Source organism: Dictyobacter formicarum, assembly GCF_016587435.1.
On record NZ_BNJJ01000016.1, the window covers coordinates 16,413 to 34,654 of the forward strand.

General features: G+C 50.2%; 14 protein-coding genes. 11 read left to right on the forward strand and 3 right to left on the reverse strand.

From position 1 onward, the window contains the following. Window positions 1-252 precede the first annotated feature (252 nt). On the forward strand, window positions 253-2,238 hold the full coding sequence (locus JMI88_RS25475) for a DUF790 family protein (RefSeq protein ID WP_201364777.1): 1,986 nt from the start codon (window positions 253-255) through the stop codon (window positions 2,236-2,238). Between the two features lie 241 nt (window positions 2,239-2,479). Beyond that, window positions 2,480-3,277: a hypothetical protein gene (locus JMI88_RS25480; protein WP_201364778.1), complete on the forward strand. Its 798-nt coding sequence runs from the start codon at window positions 2,480-2,482 to the stop codon at window positions 3,275-3,277. Between the two features lie 125 nt (window positions 3,278-3,402). Here the strand turns inward: JMI88_RS25480 and JMI88_RS25485 are convergent, their stop codons facing one another. Beyond that, entirely contained in the window at window positions 3,403-3,696 is a 294-nt protein-coding gene (locus JMI88_RS25485; protein WP_201364779.1) for a hypothetical protein, read from the reverse strand. A gap of 505 nt (window positions 3,697-4,201) precedes the next feature. Here JMI88_RS25485 and JMI88_RS25490 point away from each other — a divergent pair. Beyond that, complete coding sequence (locus tag JMI88_RS25490; RefSeq protein WP_201364780.1) at window positions 4,202-5,485, forward strand: AI-2E family transporter; 1,284 nt, start codon at window positions 4,202-4,204, stop codon at window positions 5,483-5,485. 487 nt (window positions 5,486-5,972) lie between these two features. On the opposite strand, the gene JMI88_RS25495 is transcribed toward JMI88_RS25490, so the two are convergent. Beyond that, a complete protein-coding gene (locus tag JMI88_RS25495) occupies window positions 5,973-6,632 on the reverse strand; it encodes a potassium channel family protein (protein ID WP_201364781.1) in 660 nt (219 codons plus the stop codon). Window positions 6,633-6,815: 183 nt separating this feature from the next. After that, window positions 6,816-7,247, reverse strand: coding sequence for a potassium channel family protein (locus JMI88_RS25500; protein WP_201364782.1), 432 nt, complete (start codon window positions 7,245-7,247; stop codon window positions 6,816-6,818). Window positions 7,248-7,406: 159 nt separating this feature from the next. Here JMI88_RS25500 and JMI88_RS25505 point away from each other — a divergent pair, with 159 nt between their 5' ends. The 8 genes from JMI88_RS25505 (at window position 7,407) to JMI88_RS25540 (ending at window position 17,576) form a co-directional block, all read left to right on the forward strand. After that, window positions 7,407-8,477 carry a lipid II:glycine glycyltransferase FemX gene (locus JMI88_RS25505; RefSeq protein WP_201364783.1) on the forward strand — a complete coding sequence of 357 codons (1,071 nt, stop codon included), beginning with the start codon at window positions 7,407-7,409 and terminating at the stop codon, window positions 8,475-8,477. Window positions 8,478-8,860: 383 nt separating this feature from the next. Further along, entirely contained in the window at window positions 8,861-10,084 is a 1,224-nt protein-coding gene (locus JMI88_RS25510) for a TolB family protein (RefSeq protein WP_201364784.1), read from the forward strand. Window positions 10,085-10,147: 63 nt separating this feature from the next. After that, window positions 10,148-11,428 (forward strand): peptidoglycan DD-metalloendopeptidase family protein, encoded by a 1,281-nt coding sequence (locus JMI88_RS25515; RefSeq protein WP_201364785.1) that lies wholly within the window; start codon window positions 10,148-10,150, stop codon window positions 11,426-11,428. Window positions 11,429-11,657: 229 nt separating this feature from the next. Beyond that, on the forward strand, window positions 11,658-13,082 hold the full coding sequence (locus JMI88_RS25520; RefSeq protein ID WP_201364786.1) for a sensor histidine kinase: 1,425 nt from the start codon (window positions 11,658-11,660) through the stop codon (window positions 13,080-13,082). A 205-nt stretch (window positions 13,083-13,287) separates the two neighbouring features. Then, on the forward strand, window positions 13,288-13,557 hold the full coding sequence (locus JMI88_RS25525) for a PLDc N-terminal domain-containing protein (protein ID WP_201364787.1): 270 nt from the start codon (window positions 13,288-13,290) through the stop codon (window positions 13,555-13,557). A gap of 260 nt (window positions 13,558-13,817) precedes the next feature. After that, window positions 13,818-15,149, forward strand: coding sequence for an acyltransferase family protein (locus JMI88_RS25530; protein ID WP_201364788.1), 1,332 nt, complete (start codon window positions 13,818-13,820; stop codon window positions 15,147-15,149). A 124-nt stretch (window positions 15,150-15,273) separates the two neighbouring features. Further along, a complete protein-coding gene (locus JMI88_RS25535; protein ID WP_373323980.1) occupies window positions 15,274-16,440 on the forward strand; it encodes a thiolase family protein in 1,167 nt (388 codons plus the stop codon). Between the two features lie 176 nt (window positions 16,441-16,616). After that, window positions 16,617-17,576, forward strand: coding sequence for an aldo/keto reductase (locus tag JMI88_RS25540; protein WP_201364790.1), 960 nt, complete (start codon window positions 16,617-16,619; stop codon window positions 17,574-17,576). The last annotated feature ends 666 nt before the right edge of the window (window positions 17,577-18,242 follow it).

An 18,242-nucleotide genomic window follows, 5' to 3' on the forward strand; every position in this document is an offset into this window, starting at 1 on the left:
TCTATACTATCCCATTAGTACCATAGCAGAGTCAGAACAGATACTCAATTATTTAGGACCATTATCCTACATACCGTTTGATTCCTACTGCTAAAGAATAGGACGTGGAAAGGGCTTTTATTGTAAATGAGCGTCGGCGGAGAGATTAGGGAATCTGGTCAGATTATGGTCTGGTGAGCTGAACTACGCAACCGATGAAATTTCCCGCTATAATAAAGGGCGGTAGACGTCATTTCTAGTCAGGAGTTGTTTGTGCGCTTTAGTTTACAGGATATCAGGAAATCAGTGCAGCGGCGTGGAGGCAAACTGGCTGTGTCGCTCCATTTTTTGCGAGGTGGAGAATGTCAGGATGAGATTGCGCGCCTCATTGCTTACTATGAGCGCTTGCTAGGTCAGCCGCAGCGATCATTCGCACAGGATGAAGCCAGAGCTATAGTCGGAGAGTATCGCCTGGCTTATTGTTTGATGGCTACACTAAGCCACTGGTATAACTGGCGTTCACGCGAGTGGAGCGAAACCGTTGCACGGATGGGCGGTAATGAGGAACTGCTGGCCCTGGGCTCCTCAACCCAGTTACGCCTGGCCCTCTATACCTACATCAATGAGCACTATCATGGATTTTTGCGTGTCGCACAACGCGCGCAGGCGCTTCAAACAGTTGCCAGTCAGTATGCGCTGTCGGCCAGCGACCTGGAATACTTGCTGGTGCTGGATAGCGAGGACGAGGCCCTGTTGGCGCGAGAGGTCGATCACCCTCCGACAGTTCAGGAAGTGACGACGCTATACAACCAATGGACCTTTGAAGCGGCGCTGTTTAATGCTTCCAGCGTACATTTTGTGATCGATGTGATGGCCTTTAATCAGGCTGAGGGCCAGCAGGCTGACCAGCGGACACCTGCAGCGGGTGTCGGTGCAGTTATCAAGCGCCTCTGCTTTCTAGCACGTCGCCTGGGCGTTTATTACGATCTGGAGTACGAGCAGCACTCACAGCCTTCACTGGCTGGACCGGCTACGTTGCCCTTGTTGCACCTGACGTTGTATGGACCCCAGGAAGTAACGGGCGCGCCCCAGCAATATGGTTTACGCTTGGCACGTCTGTGTCGTTTTTTGTTGGGCTATAGCCAGAAGGGGACCATAAAAAAGCCGCAGCTGACGCCGGGAATTGTAGAAGCTGAGGCCCGGGTGCATTTCTTACAGCGCGCGTATACTTTTGCGATGGATGCCAAACTGCTGCAATTGCTGCCACAGACAGGCGAAGTGGTTTCGTCCCAGACCTTGAACGAGCCTTCGCTGCTCTTCGATAGCAGTATTGAGCAAAACTTCTCCGAAGCATTTTTCTCTCTGGCCAGAAACCACGGTGTCGATGGCTGGCAATTAGAACGCGAGCAGGAGCCGTTGTTGCTGGACAATGGGATTTTCCTGCCTGATTTTGCTCTGACTCGTGGCGCGCGGCGGATTTACTTTGAAATTCTAGGCTTCTGGACGCCGGCCTATCGCGAGCGTAAGATCCAGAAATTGCAGTACTTGCGCGGGCGTAAAGATCTGGTTCTGGCCATACCCCAGGAAGCAAGAGAGGCTTTTAGTCCCATTGCTGCCGACTTTCCCGTGGTGTATTATCAGGGGCAGCTATCCGTGATGGATGTATTACAGCTCTTGCAAGAGCGATACGATGATTTCGCGGATCGCCTGAAGCTGCTTGATGTGGCGCAGATCCAGCGCCAGGTCCAGCGACAGGGCTTTATTGCCGAGCGGCAATGCTATGCCCTCCTGCATTGCTATCGTCGCTCTGAACTACTGCAGGCGGTGACCTTATCTGGCGTGTCCGACAAGGCTGATATCTCTTTTGTTTCTGGCCTGGGCTTTTATTCCCATGATTGGCTGATACAACTCAAGCAGTCATTTTTGTCCTGGCTAGAACAGCAACCAGGGTGTGCAATCGGTTGGCATGAAGCTTTGCAGGAGTTGCGCCGACTCTCTCCAGTGCTCCAACAGGCCGAAGATGCAACGCTGGAGACATTGGTAAACCTGTGGGATGAGGTGCATATCCAGCGCACATCTATCTTTGATGTCACTATTGAGTTGCAGACAGGGCATCTAGAGACAACTACTCCTATCTTGTCCGGCACTGCCGAGCCAGTAGAGAAAGAGCCACGCAGGCCAGTGCGCGAACGGCGTGCCGTGGCCAAAAAGCGTTCGACTACACCTCCAGAAATCGTACAAGGGGATTTATGGGGATGACTCCGTCCAGAGCCATCCCATAGCCCTTTTTATCTGCTTATCGCGCCTGCATCCAACGTGCGTTTCTGCCAACCTGCCAGCATTTGAGGCGCTCAAAGACCTGCTATATATACAGATTTTCTGAACTATAGTATTTTTGTTCCAAAATTGGTTGACAGCTCAAAACGTTTCGTGTACTATGGAAGAGAATTAGAACAGAAGTTCAGATCACTGTAAAATTTGATGAGAGGACGGTAGCAATGTGGAGCAGAATTCGTATGTGCGTACAATCAGGCGCGGGTCAGGCCAGCAGAGGCCAGTTAGCCCGGATATTTTCTCTGAAGAATATGATGACATCTGGCCATCATCGCGACCGGCGAGTAGCGTAATACGCTATCGCTGTGACGTGCAGACAGAGACTGGACGTCCGCATGGAGATGAGCAATGGACTGAAGCCCATGTCATTCGCCCCGCAGGAAGAAATGCCGTGCCCGCTCGCCGGACCGCAAGTCATCCTCCCGTACCTGCGGCCAGTCGGCGCCAGGTAGACACTGAAGATGTGGTGGCCTCCACCCAGCGCTCACGTCCTGCCTCCGCTTATCATGAACCTCATCATATGCATTGGACTGTCTATGCTGGCTTTGCTATGATTATCATGATGATGGGATGGATGATTGTGAGCAGCGTTGCCCACTGGTGGCAGGGAGTAGAAGACGACTGGCATTATGGTCGTCCACGGACATTCCAGACCGATCAGGTGGTTGGGCATCATGATTCAACTGCCAATCCCAGCCATTTTATTGCTATGAACCTTAACCGCCATATTCAAGTTATCGAGTTCCAGGGTGGTGATGCAGCGAACGCCAAAGTATATGTTGGGCCTGTTTTAGTGGGCGCGGATCAGGATCTGGCACCTGTGACACTGACGTTTAAAGACGTAAACGCCGACGGCAAATTGGATATGATTGTGAATGTGCAGGAGAGCCATTTTATATTTTTGAATGATGCAGGTCAGTTCCGTTCTCCGCGCACCGGAGAGAATATACAATTTACTACCTGATCAATCCTATGCCGCCTTTTTCTCTTAACTGACCCGTCTGCTCTTTCTAGTTTACACAATTGGCACCAATCTCGCGTATCTACATGCGGATTGGTGCCATATTTTGTGTTTATTTTGCATAAAGGTTAGCGCAATGAATTTTCTAGCACAGGTTCTTTTGCAGACTTTTCTGAGAACGCTACTGCTGCTTGAAGGGACGCTGGCTTCATCTTGGGAAGCTGTGATGGCACGGCCTGTGCGATAGTTGGTGTGATAGCGGAAGGAACCGGCTGCACTGTTGCTGGTGTGCTGGCTTCTATTTGTGGCTCGGCTGGTCGTTTCAATGCTAGATAGGCAAAAACGATGGTCCAGGCCACTAGAAACAGCAGTAAAATAGATAGTAATAGTTCAGTAGGTGTGATTGCTACGTGTATACCCACGGGCACATCCTCTTTCACGTTGCTTCCAATCGAAGCAAGATAAGATTACCGTTTTGTAATAAAACAACAAAAGTAATTTAACGACTTTTTCTGGCACAAGCCCATTGTTCGAGCGGTTAGCCCAGCAATTGGCTCTGCGTCGTCCTAATGGAATGACGACTTATAAATAAAGAAAGTTTCAACATATACATAGGCCTTCAGTGGTGTCCTCTGCTTTATATTGTTTCTCGAATGCCACTTATTTGGCAACTGAACCTTACTTTATGGCTGTTTTTGCGATTTTTTTCTATGCGATTTGGTATGTGACGTTTTTTGATCGTTCTAATACTGTATCTCCTCCTTGCGATGAATAATTAATTAATATTTTTTTATTTTTATGACAGAAATTTCATATTTTTGGCTCACATTTATGCGTGTGGTATGCTTGTCCTTTTGTAGGAAACCTGTCACAATGACACCGAGGGATACTTTGCTGAGGTTTATCAACTATGAAGGTTAAGGGTATATGGATCACATTAATTGGCAGAGGACGCGCGATATACTTCTGAGTATAGTGTGTCTGGGTGTCATATTCTGGGCGGTCTGGATATTACTGGGTCAATTTGTCGAGGCAATTGTGGTTCTCTTACTGTCCATGGCTGTCGCATTTTTGTTAACTCCTATTGTCAACTTTCTGGGAAAATATGGTGTTCCGCGCCTTGTCGCGGCAGTGATTACGTATATTGTTGTCTTAGGAGCAATTGTTGGTCTGGCTTATGAACTGGTGTTCTCACTGGTGCAGCAGATCAATACATTTTCAACGACTATCTCTGATTTTGCCTTCTCTCTTCCTGACACTTTTAAAGTGACCATCAACTCACTGGTAAAGGTGGGTATACCCTATTCGCAGATCCAGGACGCGATCGGGCAGATACAAACGCAGGTTTATGGTTTTGCCACTTCGCTGGCCAGCAATGTAATTTTAATAGTAACCAACGGGGTCAGTGTTTTTCTCAATGTATTGTTAGTAACTGTATTGAGTTTCTATTTAACCCTGGATGGTAAGCGTATCCGTGATAGTTTGATAAGCATCTCTCCCAAATCCTGGCTACCAAATGTACTCCTGTTTGAAGATGCTTTAAACCGCGTCGTAGGAAATTATATTCGTGGGCAATTGACCCTGGCCCTCATTATTGGTGTGGGTACCAGCTTGATCTGCCTGGTCTCAGGATTAGGCAATTATGCCCTGATTTGCGGAGTGCTGGCGTTCTTGTTTGAGACCATTCCGATGGTTGGGCCTGCTCTGGCCTCGATTACGCCTATCCTGCTCTCTCTGCTGCTGGGTGAGCCCCAGTTGGCCCAGCGCACCATCTTGATTATTGTGCTATTCGTTATCATGCAGGCCATAGAGAGCAATGTGCTAGGTCCACGTATAGTTGGCCATGCGGTTGGCCTCCATCCAGTCGCGGCCATCCTCTCTTTACTGGTTGGTGCCAAGCTCTTTGGTGTCTTCGGTGCTCTACTGGCGACTCCTATTGTTGCGGCTGCCTGGGTAGTTGTGGCCAGCATCTATCGTTCGGCCAGGGGCGAGACCGCCGATCAGATTCTAGCGCGTAAACGGGCTCCCTGGTCGCTTCGGCGTCCACATATTATGACGCGAGGAAGGCGTGAGCAAACGAAGGACCAGTTACGTTCACGGATACGTGTGGATGAACGTTTAGAGGATGAGAGCGTTCATGACGGTGGTATGCATCCAGATTATACACCTGCCAATAAAGCCGATGAGCCCGCCTCTGATGGAGCGCGTTGACAGCGCTTACAGGTATAGGTTTTTCAGGGGTTGCGCCCCCGGCATGCTCGCCAACCCCCCAGTCAAGGGGCTCGCCGCCCCTTGCATCCCCGCTCTCCTGGCGCGAATACAAAAAACCTATACCTGTAAGCGCTGACATCCCCTATCTCTTTTTTAGAATGTGTCTGAAGCCCATCCCTATGGGAAGCAAAGCGCCCCCGTACGGGTGGGCGCATGCGCGCCCGAGCCCTTTTTATTTGTTAGTGCAGTATGAGCGCTTTGCGCTCATACTGCACTAACAAATAAAAACCTTTTGAGCGCCGTAGGCGCGTACTGTCAGGGGCCGAAGGCACGAAACGCATGCTTTTCAAACACTCTCTGTGCGCATTGTTTGCACCAACAGAAATATTTACTTTTGAGCTTTGAAAGAGCAAAACGTCATGCAGCGAGTATTCTCCTGCTCGCTGCATGACACATATTAGTATTCACAAGCTATATGGAGGAATCTCTATGCGTTGCCAAAAGTGCGGCGCAGCTCTTCTTCTCCTTCGCGATTGACCAGAGCATAAATCTCATCGTTAGCTTCGATGATTACATCGGCTGTTGGGATGATTGGTTCGTTGCCACGAATAATCAGGGCTATATTACTGCGACGTGGCAGATTAATCTGGCTAAGTGGTTTACCAACCACAGGCGATAGCGATGGTACCACGATCTGGATAATCTCCAGTCCAGCTCGTTTTAGATTCATCAGCAGCACGAATCGCTGACCGGGTAGTTCCGACTCAATCAACGAAAGAATGGCTTTGGTTGGGCTGACCGTTACATCAATACCCAAACGCTGGAATAGCTCCTCGTGTTTAGGATTATTCAGGCGAGCAATGGTGCGGGCAACATTAAAGCGTTTCTTGGCCATCTGGCAAATGACCAGATTATCTTCATCTTCACCGGTGACCGCGATTACCGCATCCGCTCGGCGAGCCCCGGCCTCTTCCATGGTTCTTGCCTCGCAGGCATCTCCCTTAAGTACTGATTGGCCAAGCTCTTCCGATAGAGTCTGAAAACGCCCATTCTCTTTTTCGAGAAGCAGGATTTCGTGACCTTGCTGGAGCAAATACCGTGTGAGGTAGTAGCCGACATCGCCACCCCCCCCGACAATAATATACATGTGTATGCCTCTCTTATTCTCTTCCTGTGTGATAGATTATGGGGTACGCACCACTGCATACTGTAAAATCTGTAAAATGCATTTGGAAACACCGCTTGATCGCGGCTAGCTCCGCTCATTTGGATGAGCGGCAGGCTGTCAATGTGATGCACTAGTTCGTACTCATAGACTGCTGACCCTCCTTTAGCTTCTCTGGGTAGGTGCAGAGGCCTTTGTCCCGATCAGCGCGTCGGCGACAAGGCTTGTGATGACTTGAGTGGGACAGATTGTCCCTAACCCAAGTTCCTCTCTAAAGGTTTGCTCACGGAGGGGATCATAGATGCGGCAAACAACTTTTTTTATGTTAAAGATTTCTTTGGCGATCTGGGCGGCCATAATATTGCGATTATCGCCATTAGTGACGGCCACAAATGCATCAGCTGTTTCCAGACCTGCGCGGCGTAGTGTCTCTTCATCTACACCATTCCCGACGATCTTATCTCCTTTAAACTTGGGGCTCAGGCGTTGAAAGGAGTCACTGCTACTATCGATGATTGATACTGTATGTCCTGCTTCATCCAGTTGTGTGGCAAGTGTTGCACCAACACGACCACATCCCAGGATCACTATGTTCACGGATTGCCTCCTATCGGTCAAATGACCGCTTCTTAGGAATGTTTGGTTGTAACTCAAATATTATAGCATGTAAGGACATTTCTGTTATGGCTAGTTGCTACTATAGTTGAGGACAATGTGGAGTATGATATATAACAATGCCTAAGTGAAAGAGTTGATATGATGGTAACAGAGTCTAAGTCTCAATTTACGTCGGATTCCTTGCGCTACGTATTACGGTCAATGTCCGAGACGCAGAGCGTAGAGTGGGATGCTTTTGTGGAAAATCATCCCAATGGTCATTTTCTGCAAAGCTGGGGTTGGGGTGAGCTGAAGGCCACGGCCGGTTGGTCTCCTTTGCGCCTGGCTTTATATGCTGGCGAGCAGATAGTGGCCGTGACCCAGATATTACGTAAGACAGCGCCTCGTGTACCTTTAGCCCTGGGACACCTGGCATATATTCCGCGCGGTCCAGTATTGGATTGGCAGCAACCCGATCTGGTCCATACCTTTTTTACGCAGCTGGATCGCTATGTGCGCAAGCAGGGAGCCCTGGCCTTGCGCTGGGAGCCAGATGTAGAGGTTGGTAGCGCTGATGGCGAGACTGCGGAACGTTTTACAGGGGCGTGGGGAGCGGCTACGGTGCCAACTGTACAGCCGGGTCGGAGCATTGTTCTGGATCTGGAGCCAGATGAAGAGCGCTTGCTGGCCCAGATGAAGGAGAAGTGGCGCTATAATGTTCGCCTGGGAACGCGTAAGGGGGTGCAGGTGCGCCTGGCAAGCTCGCCCGCAGACGTGGAGGCCTGGTATACATTGCTACAAACCACCGGCGATCGCGATCAATTTGGCATCCACAGCCTGGCTTATTATCAGCGCGTCTGGGAGCTCTATGCGCCCGCGGATAACCTGCGCCTGTTGTTAGCCGAGTACGAAGGTCAATTGCTGGCGGGTATCATGGTTGTCATCATGGCCGGGCAGGCAATCTATCTTTATGGAGCCTCTAGCAATCAGCAGCGGCAACTGATGCCTAATTACGTTTTGCAGTGGGAGGCTATTCGCTGGGCCAAACAACGCGGTGCCCGCCTCTATGACTTCTGGGGCATCCCGGCGAGCGACGCTGAGGACGAAGCCATGGCTGGCGTCTATCGCTTCAAGCGTGGCTGGGGTGGACGTATTGTCCAGTATCCAGGTGGCTATGAACATGTCTACCGGCCACTATTAATGCATATCGCACGCCGTTTCCTCTCATAATACTATAGGAGACTGCCTCTCCACTCTATATTTAACTGTTTTTAATTGTATGGTGCCAAGCATATGTTCTGCGCCATACAATAAAAACAGTCCATTCGACCTTCCCATAAGTCCCGCTTCGCCTGTAGAGTGGGACTTTCCCTGTTCTGCTTTTTTGTTCGGTCGATTGAGATTACATGAGTCATTCCAGGCTTATTCATGCTATGTCTCTGTCATATAATCTCAGGATTTTCCTGCTATCAAGCAGGGGGTGCAGGGGGACGGCAGCCCCACTGCCGGGGTGTGGGCGCCCCCACAAACTCCCCTCCGCTGCAGGCGGCAAAAAGGAGCATTGGAAAGCTCTGCATACAACCTGTTGATCTATTGCAGAATTGGGAATACTTATGAAAAGAAAAATATTGTTACCTTTTCTGATATTGTGCATCGTGACCGTGATTGCTGGAGGCATCACGGTGTGGAAACTCTCTCCATTGCTACAGGCGCCTTCTAGCACCTCTGCCAATGCCTATATCTATTATACCTTGAAGGACCCACGTGGCTTTGTGCTGGCTCGTGCTCCCAAGGGACCCGATGGACAACCGATGAGGAGCCCTCAGCCATTATTACCTCTAGGCAACAACTTTGGGTTAGTCGCATCCGATATGGTGCTCTCTCTGCAATTGTCACCAGATGGTAACTACCTGGCAATCGATGGGAATCGGGATCATGGCGAGCAGGTATGGATGTATGCGGTCCAGGCGAATACCGTTTCGTTTAAGCCGGAAGCTGTGATGGGAAATTTTTTGCGCTGGCTGCCAGGTGGCAATGGACATACCTTTCTCTATCGTCCAATGTTGCCACAGGGACCCGATGCGCCGCTGGATGGTGGCAGCTGGAATCCTGGCCTGTGGACGGTCGATGCCGCTACGGGGGCGCATGTCAATATCGATATTGGTACGGTGTCCGCTAATTTGATCGATGCTGTTCCCTCACCAGATGGCTCGCGCATCGTTTACTCTACCACGACTGGCCTGGGCCAGGGAAGCGACACCTACATGATGCATAGCGATGGCACTGCTCGCACCCATCTTTTTGCTACCACTGGCCTGGAATCTGTGGCGGGCCTGTTTGCCTGGTCTCCCGATGGAAAAAGCATTGCCTACGAACGCCTGGCCGATAGTCCTGCCCCTTTCCTTTCCGCCGGTCTCTGGACTATGAATAGCAGTGGCGGTCAGCAGCAGCGGCTAGCCGATGTAGACGGTGGGCATGGCTATCTCCCCTCCTGGTCGCCAGATGGGCAGAAGCTAGCGTTTGTAGTACGCACGAATACGAACGATCACCGGGCCGATAAATCATATCAAGCTTTACAGTGTGGTATTGGTGTCTTTAATCTACGCACACATCAAGAGCGGCTGGTCGCGACTGCTGCCCAGACGGGCCAGCAGTGGAATATTAATCCGACCTGGTCTGCCCTGAGTGACCGCGTCATTTTCACGGCCATGAACCCAATGAATAACGTGTTAGGTGGCACGCCGCGCTATTGGTCTGCCCAGGTCAATGGATCAGATGGCGAGACGCAAGTAATACCCATATCACCCATTTTCTCGCATGTGGTGGCGTGGGGATAGCAGGTCGTAGTGCTGCGGGAACATGCTCCATGCGCTTCCCTAGTATAAAGAAGATCGATAACTATGAAGTTTCTACACTTTCAAAGATATATATCCCTGCTATGTCTGTTTATTCTATTGATGAGCCTGCCTGTGCTGGCTTCCTGGCAAAAAAATAAAGCCTGGCCTGGTTTTTTGCCAGGAAATAGAGCCGAGGCGGCTCCATTGCAATATCAGCGTGTACTGCCCTTTATGCATCGTCCTTATTATGGCTATCGCACCATTATGCAGCGTACCGTCTCGTTTGTGGATCACGATAAGCCCTGGTATGCCGATGACGGCATCTTTGTACGCTTTGATGGCGTCTCCTGGCGCACCTCAGTCTACGACTGTGTTGCTCGCCTGAGTTGCTATGACGGCCACAACGGCTATGATATGGATATGCGCTTTGAGCCTGTCCTGAGTGTCGCCTCCGGCAGAGTCATTCGGGCCGGTTGGTACAATGCAGTAAATCATAATTCCTCCTTTGGACTATGGGTAGCGATCGATCATGGCAATGGGATTGTCACTTCATATGGACACCTTAGTTCAGTGCTGGTCTCAGATGGAGACCAGATAGGCACCCAGTGGCAGATCGGTACCAGCGGCACGACTGGTGCATCTACGGGTCCGCATTTGCATATGTCGGCCTATTATCTGCCAAATTGGCGGGCAACCGATCCTTTTGGCTGGCGTGGTCGCACGCGTGACCCCAATATCGTGCGCGACAATTACCTCTGGGTAGATGCGCCGGCAACGCATACAGCGGTTCCTTACCTGGGAGGATCTCATGTCTATCCCGGTGCTATCCTGGTAGACGATAGTGGTCCTGGATGGAGTGCAACAGGGGCGTGGCGCAAGAGCTCTTTCTGGACTGATATTCGTGGGAGCTTGCATTGGACCACTACCGGGAGAGCGTTTGCTACGTCTACCTGGCGTCCGATGATCCCTGCCGATGGCTACTATGAAGTTGGTGTCTATGTCGATGATACCCATGCCACGAGTAGCTGGGTTCCTTATACCGTGCATAGCGCCAATCCTGCCAATCCGATGCTACAGGTAAGCCACACCGTTCGCGTCGATGAATCGCATATCGGCATCTTTGGTGGCCCCTTTGGCACGGTTAGCACGGGAACCCAGTGGGTTAGCCTGGGGACCTACTACTTTCGCCGTGGAACGACTGGTGGCGTTGTGCTGAGTAATTTTACTGGCGAGTTTGGTACCGAGGTAGCTGCCGATGGCGTTGAATTTGTGCCCACCAGAGGTATCTATAACACTCCCAGTAGTGGCGCATATATTGGCGGCAACTTTGATGTGCAGCCCTGAGCAATGCACAACATATATGATGTCGCTTTACATCTGGAGTGTAGTCAATCCCTGTAGACTGAACATACTTGATAAGCGGCCTCTGGCTAATGGAGGCTGCTTATCGTTTCTATGGAGCTGAGCATCTCTATTAGTAAGTAGCTGGGAAGTACGCAAATAATAGAGATAATCTAACACCATTATGTGCCATCTGTAGACTATAAATAGGTAAAAAATAAGGAGTAAAACTATGAGCAGAGATGGCAAAGACCGCCAGCATACCGCACATACGAACGGCTCCAGGCTCTCTGTTGATAAAGCGGAACAGGAGGAGGTGGAAGAGGGTAGGGGGCAGTTGGCAGCACAAGAATCATGCTCATATATATCAGACGTGCAGCGAGCGAGGCATGCACTGGAATCACTGGAAGCTCTATCTTTAGCGCTGGTCCAGCAACAGGCTGTTGTTGTTGCCGGAGATAGTCTGACAAGGCTGAATGAGTATGAGAAGGATGGTGAAGAAAGCTCGCTGATGGCGCAATGCAGCGAGTGTATTCGTAAATGCCTGGGTTGCCATTTTGTCATGCTGGCTGAGTTTAAGCAGGAGCATAAGCTATTCACCCCTCTTGGCTGTGCAGGTGATGTTCCAGCGTACGCTCAATACTGGAGCGAGGACGTGCCTGTTGATATGTTGTTTCAGGATATCTCCCAGTTCCAGCGACTGTGTAGAGGCGAGGCGATCGTGCCGGATAGGGCTCATATACCGGCTAGCGAACATGCTATGTATCGCATGATCGTGCCCATGCTGTATCAAGACGATTTGATTGGCATTCTTTTTTTAGATTATGGTCGCGTGCTACTTCCGTTGCCAGATGCTGAAGTGGCGCTCATGCGGTCGCTGAGCCGCATGCTGGCCCTGGTGATACAGCGTGACCGTGAACTGCGAGCGTATGAGGGTATGCTGTGTAGCCTCCAGGCCTCCAATGAAGAATTATTGTGCACTAGCACCATGAAAACCAATTTTATGGCCACCATCAACAACGAATTTCGTACCATCCTGACGGGCATTAGAAAGTGTAGCGAGATTATTCGTGACCAGGAACTTGGTCTGGATACCCTCAAAGAGTTTGCCATGGATATTCATACCGACGCCCGGCGCCTGTTACATATGATCAACGACATGCTCGATTTAGAGCGTATCGAGTCCAGTCAGAGCGACATCTGCCTGGAATGGGTGAATTTGAACACCATTATTGCTGGTGTTGTCAAAAGGATGCGCTTTATTGCACCCCATCATCCTATTGCTCTCAGCCTGGCTATTGCCGTCCCTATTCTGCTTGGGGATCGTGAAAAGCTTACGTTGATGACTTCCCATTTATTAAGCCATGTGATCGAAAGCACACCTAAAGGCAGCCTGGTTACCGTGAGCAGCTATGTGGCTGAGAATATGGTTCGTGTAAGCATCCATAATCAAGCATGGAATTTGTCTGCTCATGGTTTTACGCATCTCTATGTCAGCTCCAGTCAGACTGAACCTGCTCAAAAGAATTCTGACGGCGAGAGTCGCTACGACCTTTCTATCGCTCAACATATTGTGCATATGCACGGGGGCCAGATATGGGTTGAGCGTAGTGCAAAAAATGGCCTGGCTCTACACTTTACCATTTGCTTTGCCTGAATATCGGTGTGACCTGCTTCGCAACATCCAGTTAAGGATATAATCAGGTTTCCTGTTTGCAACAATTTACTTTCTTTGACCGTACTATTATTGATAGCATCTTACAGATAATGCTAATGGAAATAGGCGTAGAGATTCGCATATTGATGTGAATGCATGCCAAAATAATCAAACATACTATGTATGTAACAAGGAGATAAAAAGTATGTCCAGAAGTCGAGGCTGCGCCACAAATTCTATATTGTTTTTAATCATTGTCTTTTTGCCATTAGTTGGACATATTATTGAAACCATCTTTGTCCTTGAAGATGATCACTCCGCTCTGGGTAAAGTTTTCTGGTTACTGATCATCTGGGCTATCCCATTTTTAGGCCCATTCCTCTACCTGGTGTTTGGTCAGCGCCCGGTGAATCGTCCGCGCGTCATGTTTGGCCAGCCGGGCTACAATCCCGATCTCTATCAGCGGCGCTACTAACTCTATAAAACATAATGACGACGGCACTATCTATAACATGGATAGTGCCTTTTGTGTTTATGGGCAGATTCAGCAACCATGCACGTGAGCGTGACTTTTTGACTAACCCATACACCCTGCCTGTTTGACGCTACTCATTTTAGCTGCAATATATGTAAAAGTAACTTATTTCTAATCTATACGCTGCTTAGCTGGACGATCGAGATCAGCGAGCTGCATTTGTTATAAAGAAAGGTTGAATTTTGCAGGATAGAGCAAATATGTCGGTTGTAGCACTTGATAGTCATAGCAGTAGTGTGGAGGTTAGCGAACAGAAGGATAAAGCCAGCTTACAGACTGGTCATAAAAAAAATATCGCGGTGTTAGATGGGGTAAGGGCGTGCGCGATCATAGCTGTTATCATGTTTCATATCAATTTACTAGCCCTGCACAATTTATGGGATCTGCCCGATCACCCTATTGCCAGTGCTCTGGCCACCTTTGGCGGCTCAGGTGTGACGCTTTTCTTTGTCCTCTCGGGTTTTTTGTTATTTATGCCTTATGCTAAAGCCCTGTTGTTTCAGACTGCATGGCCATCATTACGTCAATTTTATCTAAAGCGGGCGCTACGTATTATTCCTGCTTACTACATAGCGCTATTTGTAATTATTTTGTTTTTTCAGCGGCAATATTTACAGCCAGGCAAATGGAAGCAGCTGGCCCTCTTTCTGACATTCTTCATGGATTCATCCCATGGCACTTTTCGGAAATTAAATGGTCCATTCTGGACACTGGCCATTGAATGGCAGTTTTATATGCTGTTGCCCCTGCTGGCACTGGGTTTTCTGCTGCTCGTCCGGCGCCTGCCTGATGCGCCCAGGCAGCGCCTGCGTATGCTGGTTGGTTGCTGTGGGTTAATAATTATCTGGGGTTTAGGACTGCGGCTGCTCGGCAGCACTCCTGAGGCACGTACTCCCACATCTTTTATTGTCAGGCTGGCAGTGTTTGTTCTGTATGGGATCCAGGGAAAGTATCTGGAAAATTTTGCGGTTGGTATGATTATCTGCCTCTGTTATACCTATGCCTGGCATGCTGAGCACAGCGTGGACATTCGCCAGCGTCTGAGACGAGCCAGTCTGCTGCTGGCTGTGATCGGGCTGGGCCTGTTGTTTTTTACCGCTATCTGGCATTTTAATGTGCTGCACATGCGTTTGCCCATCTTCTCCTTTATGAATGTGCTTACTCCTCACTTCGACTGGCTGAATGAAACGGTTATCGCAACAGGTTATGGTGCCTGCGTGATGGCGATCCTTTTCGGACCCACCTGGATGCAACGACCATTCGCCTGGCGACCACTATGCTGGATCGGCTTCATCTCTTATGGTCTCTATATGTGGCATCTACCGCTCCTGGATTTTTTTGACCAGCGGATCATGCCCCATCTGCCTACATCCAATAATGTAGGCACTTATCTACTGTACTGGTGCTGGCTTGTCTTGACTGTGGTGCCCATTGCTGTTGTCTCGTATCGCTTGATTGAGAAGCCCTGTACGCAAATGGGTGCACGCCTCGCCAGCAAGCTTACTCATCATGGATCAGGTAAAGGTGCGTAAGCGCTGCTTGTTCTATCAGCATCTTTGTGGCTTACTATATTAAGCAAGTAATACAAGCGCGAGGACTGTCAGATGGTTATGAGCAGTCAAGGTAAGGAGAAATGCGATGGCGCAAGGCACAACGCTGCGAGAAGCAGTCATTGTCGAAGCTGTACGAACGCCGGTTGGTCGTCGTGGTGGTCAGTTGAAGGATTGGCATCCAGTTGATCTGTTAGCCCATGTATTGTCTCACCTGGTTGAGCGTACGCAGATTGATCCCGCCTTAATTGATGATGTCATTGTTGGTTGCGTGAGCCAGGTTGGGGAGCAGAGTTGGAATATTGCCCGTAACGCTGTGCTGGCGGCTGGTTTCCCGGAATCAGTGCCAGGAACGACGGTGGATCGCCAGTGTGGCTCCAGTCAACAGGCCATTCACTTTGCCGCCCAGGGCATTATCAGTGGCGCCTATGATATTGTTATCGCGGGGGGAGTCGAATCGATGACGCGCGTGCCGATGGGTTCCAGTGCCCAGGGAGTCACCTCTCCATTTGGCTCGCGCATGGAGCAGCGCTATGAGGGCAAGCTGGTACCTCAGGGCATCAGTGCTGAACTGATTGCCCAGAAATGGGAGTTGAGCCGCACTGAGCTGGATGCATTTAGCCTTGAGAGTCATCGGCGGGCCGCCCAGGCAGCCGCCGAAGGCCGCTTCTCTGGACAACTGATACCGGTTCCGGTCGTATCTCCTGAGGGCACCAGGCAGTTGTTTGAGCGCGATGAGGGGATTCGCGTGGATAGCAGCCTGGAGAAGCTGGCAGGCTTGAAAACAGCCTTTAAACCAGATGGTGTGGTGACGGCAGGTAACTCCTCTCAGATCAGCGATGGGGCCGCGGCCACCTTGATTATGGAGCGTGCCACCGCAGAACGACTAGGGCTGCGACCCCGCGCTCGCTTTGTCTCTTTCGCCCTGGCCGCCGATGATCCCATCTTTATGTTGACTGCTCCTATTCCTGCCACCCGCAAGGTACTGGCAAGGTCTGGCTTAACATTGGCTGACATCGATCTGATCGAGATTAACGAGGCCTTTGCCAGTGTTGTCCTGGCCTGGCAGTGTGAAACCGGAGCGGACATGCAAAAGGTCAATGTCAATGGTGGCGCGATCGCCATTGGCCATCCTCTGGGCGCTTCCGGAGCGCGTTTGATGGCTCACCTCTTATGGGAGCTGGAGAGGCAGGGTGGACGCTACGGTTTACAGACTATGTGTGAGGGCGGCGGCATGGCCAATGCCTTGATCATCGAGCGTATCACAGCTTAAAAGCTGTTGAGATGCCATTGTGCGCCGCACAATGGCATCTTTTTTGTTAACCAGCGGGCGTCTGGAACGTGCTAATTGAGTGCCTTACTTCGATGCCAGTCTACCTGTCGTGGATTCATGTAGCGGCATTGGAGTAGGTGTTTTCAGTCTGACCGCTGGCAAAGGAGAATACAGCAATGCGCTATCGAAAATTAGGCCGTACCGGCTTGAAGGTGTCGGCACTATGCCTGGGAACCATGCAGTGGGGGTGGACGGCAGATGAGAATACGGCTTTTGAGGTTATGGATGCCTTTGTCGAAAAAGGCGGCAATTTCCTGGATACTGCTGATTTCTATTCGCGCTGGCTCGCTGGCCATGAAGGTGGAGAATCAGAAACTATCATTGGTCGCTGGTTGCAGTCGCGTCATAAGCGTAGTGAGATTATTGTGACGACTAAAGTATATCAGCCAATGAGCGATGACCCTAATAGCTGTGGACTCTCGCGCAAACGTATTCTAGAAGGCGTAGATGCCTCCTTACGCCGTTTGCAGACCGATTATATAGATCTTTACCTTGCGCATGCCTTCGATGCTGATACTCCCATTGACGAGACCCTGAAGGCCTTTGATGATTTACAGCGCATGGGCAAGGTGCGCTACGTTGGTGCATCCAATTATCCAGCCTGGCGGTTGATGGAGAGCCTGTGGAGCGCAGACGTCCACGATACGGTGCGCTATGATGTGCTGGAGCCACATTATAACCTGGTCCATCGGGCCGAGTTCGAGAGCGAACTCAAATCGATCTGCGAACATTACCAGATCGGAGTCATCCCTTATAGCTCTCTGGCCGGTGGCTTTCTGACTGGCAAGTACACGCGTGGAGAAAATGGTCAGGGTGGGCGTGCCGGCTCGATTGCGAGTAATTATAACTTTGAAGGTGCCTGGCGTACCATTGATGTCGTCAAACGTATTGCCGAGGAGCTTGAAACAACGCCGGCCGCTGTCTCACTGGCCTGGCTGCTTGCCCAACCTATAATCAGTGCCCCGATCATCGGCGCTAACAGTGTCGATCAGTTGATGCACAGCCTGGAAGCCGCCGATATAACGCTGGCCCCCGATCAGATCGCGGCCCTCAACCAGGCCTCCTCCTGGGATTAAACGAGCGATGGAGAGGTAGTACTCTGGCAGGAACAGAGCTACCTCTTTTCTTTTTTCGATTGGTAGTTGTTTTTTCCTTGTATATGGGAAGAGAAACCACTCGCATATCAGCAGTATCCTACCTTACAAGAAATCTTGTGCGAACCACTCTTTTTTCATAGCATAGCAATAGCTTCCTAATTTTTGGGAGTTTCTCATACGAAATGCTAGAAAGATGCTATATTAGTAAAAAAGGTTAAAAGATAAAAACCGTAATCACGATTCTTTGTTTATCTATGTTGGGCAAGGGACGTTTCTCACTATAAGAGTGTCAGATTCCCGTAGCAACCGCATGCACAGTGCATGCGGTTGCGCTCCTCCCGTACTCAAGATATCCTTTCATGGCTGGTGCAGCAGGTGCGCATGCGCACCTGCTGCACCAGCCATGAAAAAGAGCTTGGGGAACGCAGGCGTCCCCACTCTCTTTTTTATGTTGGTGCAAAACGTGCGCACAGCGCACATTTTGCACCAACATAAAAAACCTCTTTTGAGCTCCGCAGGAGCGTAGCGTGAGGCAAAGAGACCACGATGGGCGTGGGAATCAGACACGCTCTCACAGCGTGTCTGATTCTCATGATCATCGCCTGCGGCCTGTATGTGTTTTCGCACCTGCGGTGCTCACAGGTC

Bases quoted from the DNA above. Each gene is read 5' to 3' on its own strand.
- JMI88_RS25490 (WP_201364780.1), top strand. From the start codon at position 4,202: ATGGATCACATTAATTGGCAGAGGACGCGCGATATACTTCTGAGTATA.
- JMI88_RS25495 (WP_201364781.1), bottom strand. From the start codon at position 6,632: ATGTATATTATTGTCGGGGGGGGTGGCGATGTCGGCTACTACCTCACA.
- JMI88_RS25505 (WP_201364783.1), top strand. From the start codon at position 7,407: ATGATGGTAACAGAGTCTAAGTCTCAATTTACGTCGGATTCCTTGCGC.
- JMI88_RS25510 (WP_201364784.1), top strand. From the start codon at position 8,861: ATGAAAAGAAAAATATTGTTACCTTTTCTGATATTGTGCATCGTGACC.
- JMI88_RS25515 (WP_201364785.1), top strand. From the start codon at position 10,148: ATGAAGTTTCTACACTTTCAAAGATATATATCCCTGCTATGTCTGTTT.
- JMI88_RS25520 (WP_201364786.1), top strand. From the start codon at position 11,658: ATGAGCAGAGATGGCAAAGACCGCCAGCATACCGCACATACGAACGGC.
- JMI88_RS25525 (WP_201364787.1), top strand. From the start codon at position 13,288: ATGTCCAGAAGTCGAGGCTGCGCCACAAATTCTATATTGTTTTTAATC.
- JMI88_RS25530 (WP_201364788.1), top strand. From the start codon at position 13,818: ATGTCGGTTGTAGCACTTGATAGTCATAGCAGTAGTGTGGAGGTTAGC.
- JMI88_RS25540 (WP_201364790.1), top strand. From the start codon at position 16,617: ATGCGCTATCGAAAATTAGGCCGTACCGGCTTGAAGGTGTCGGCACTA.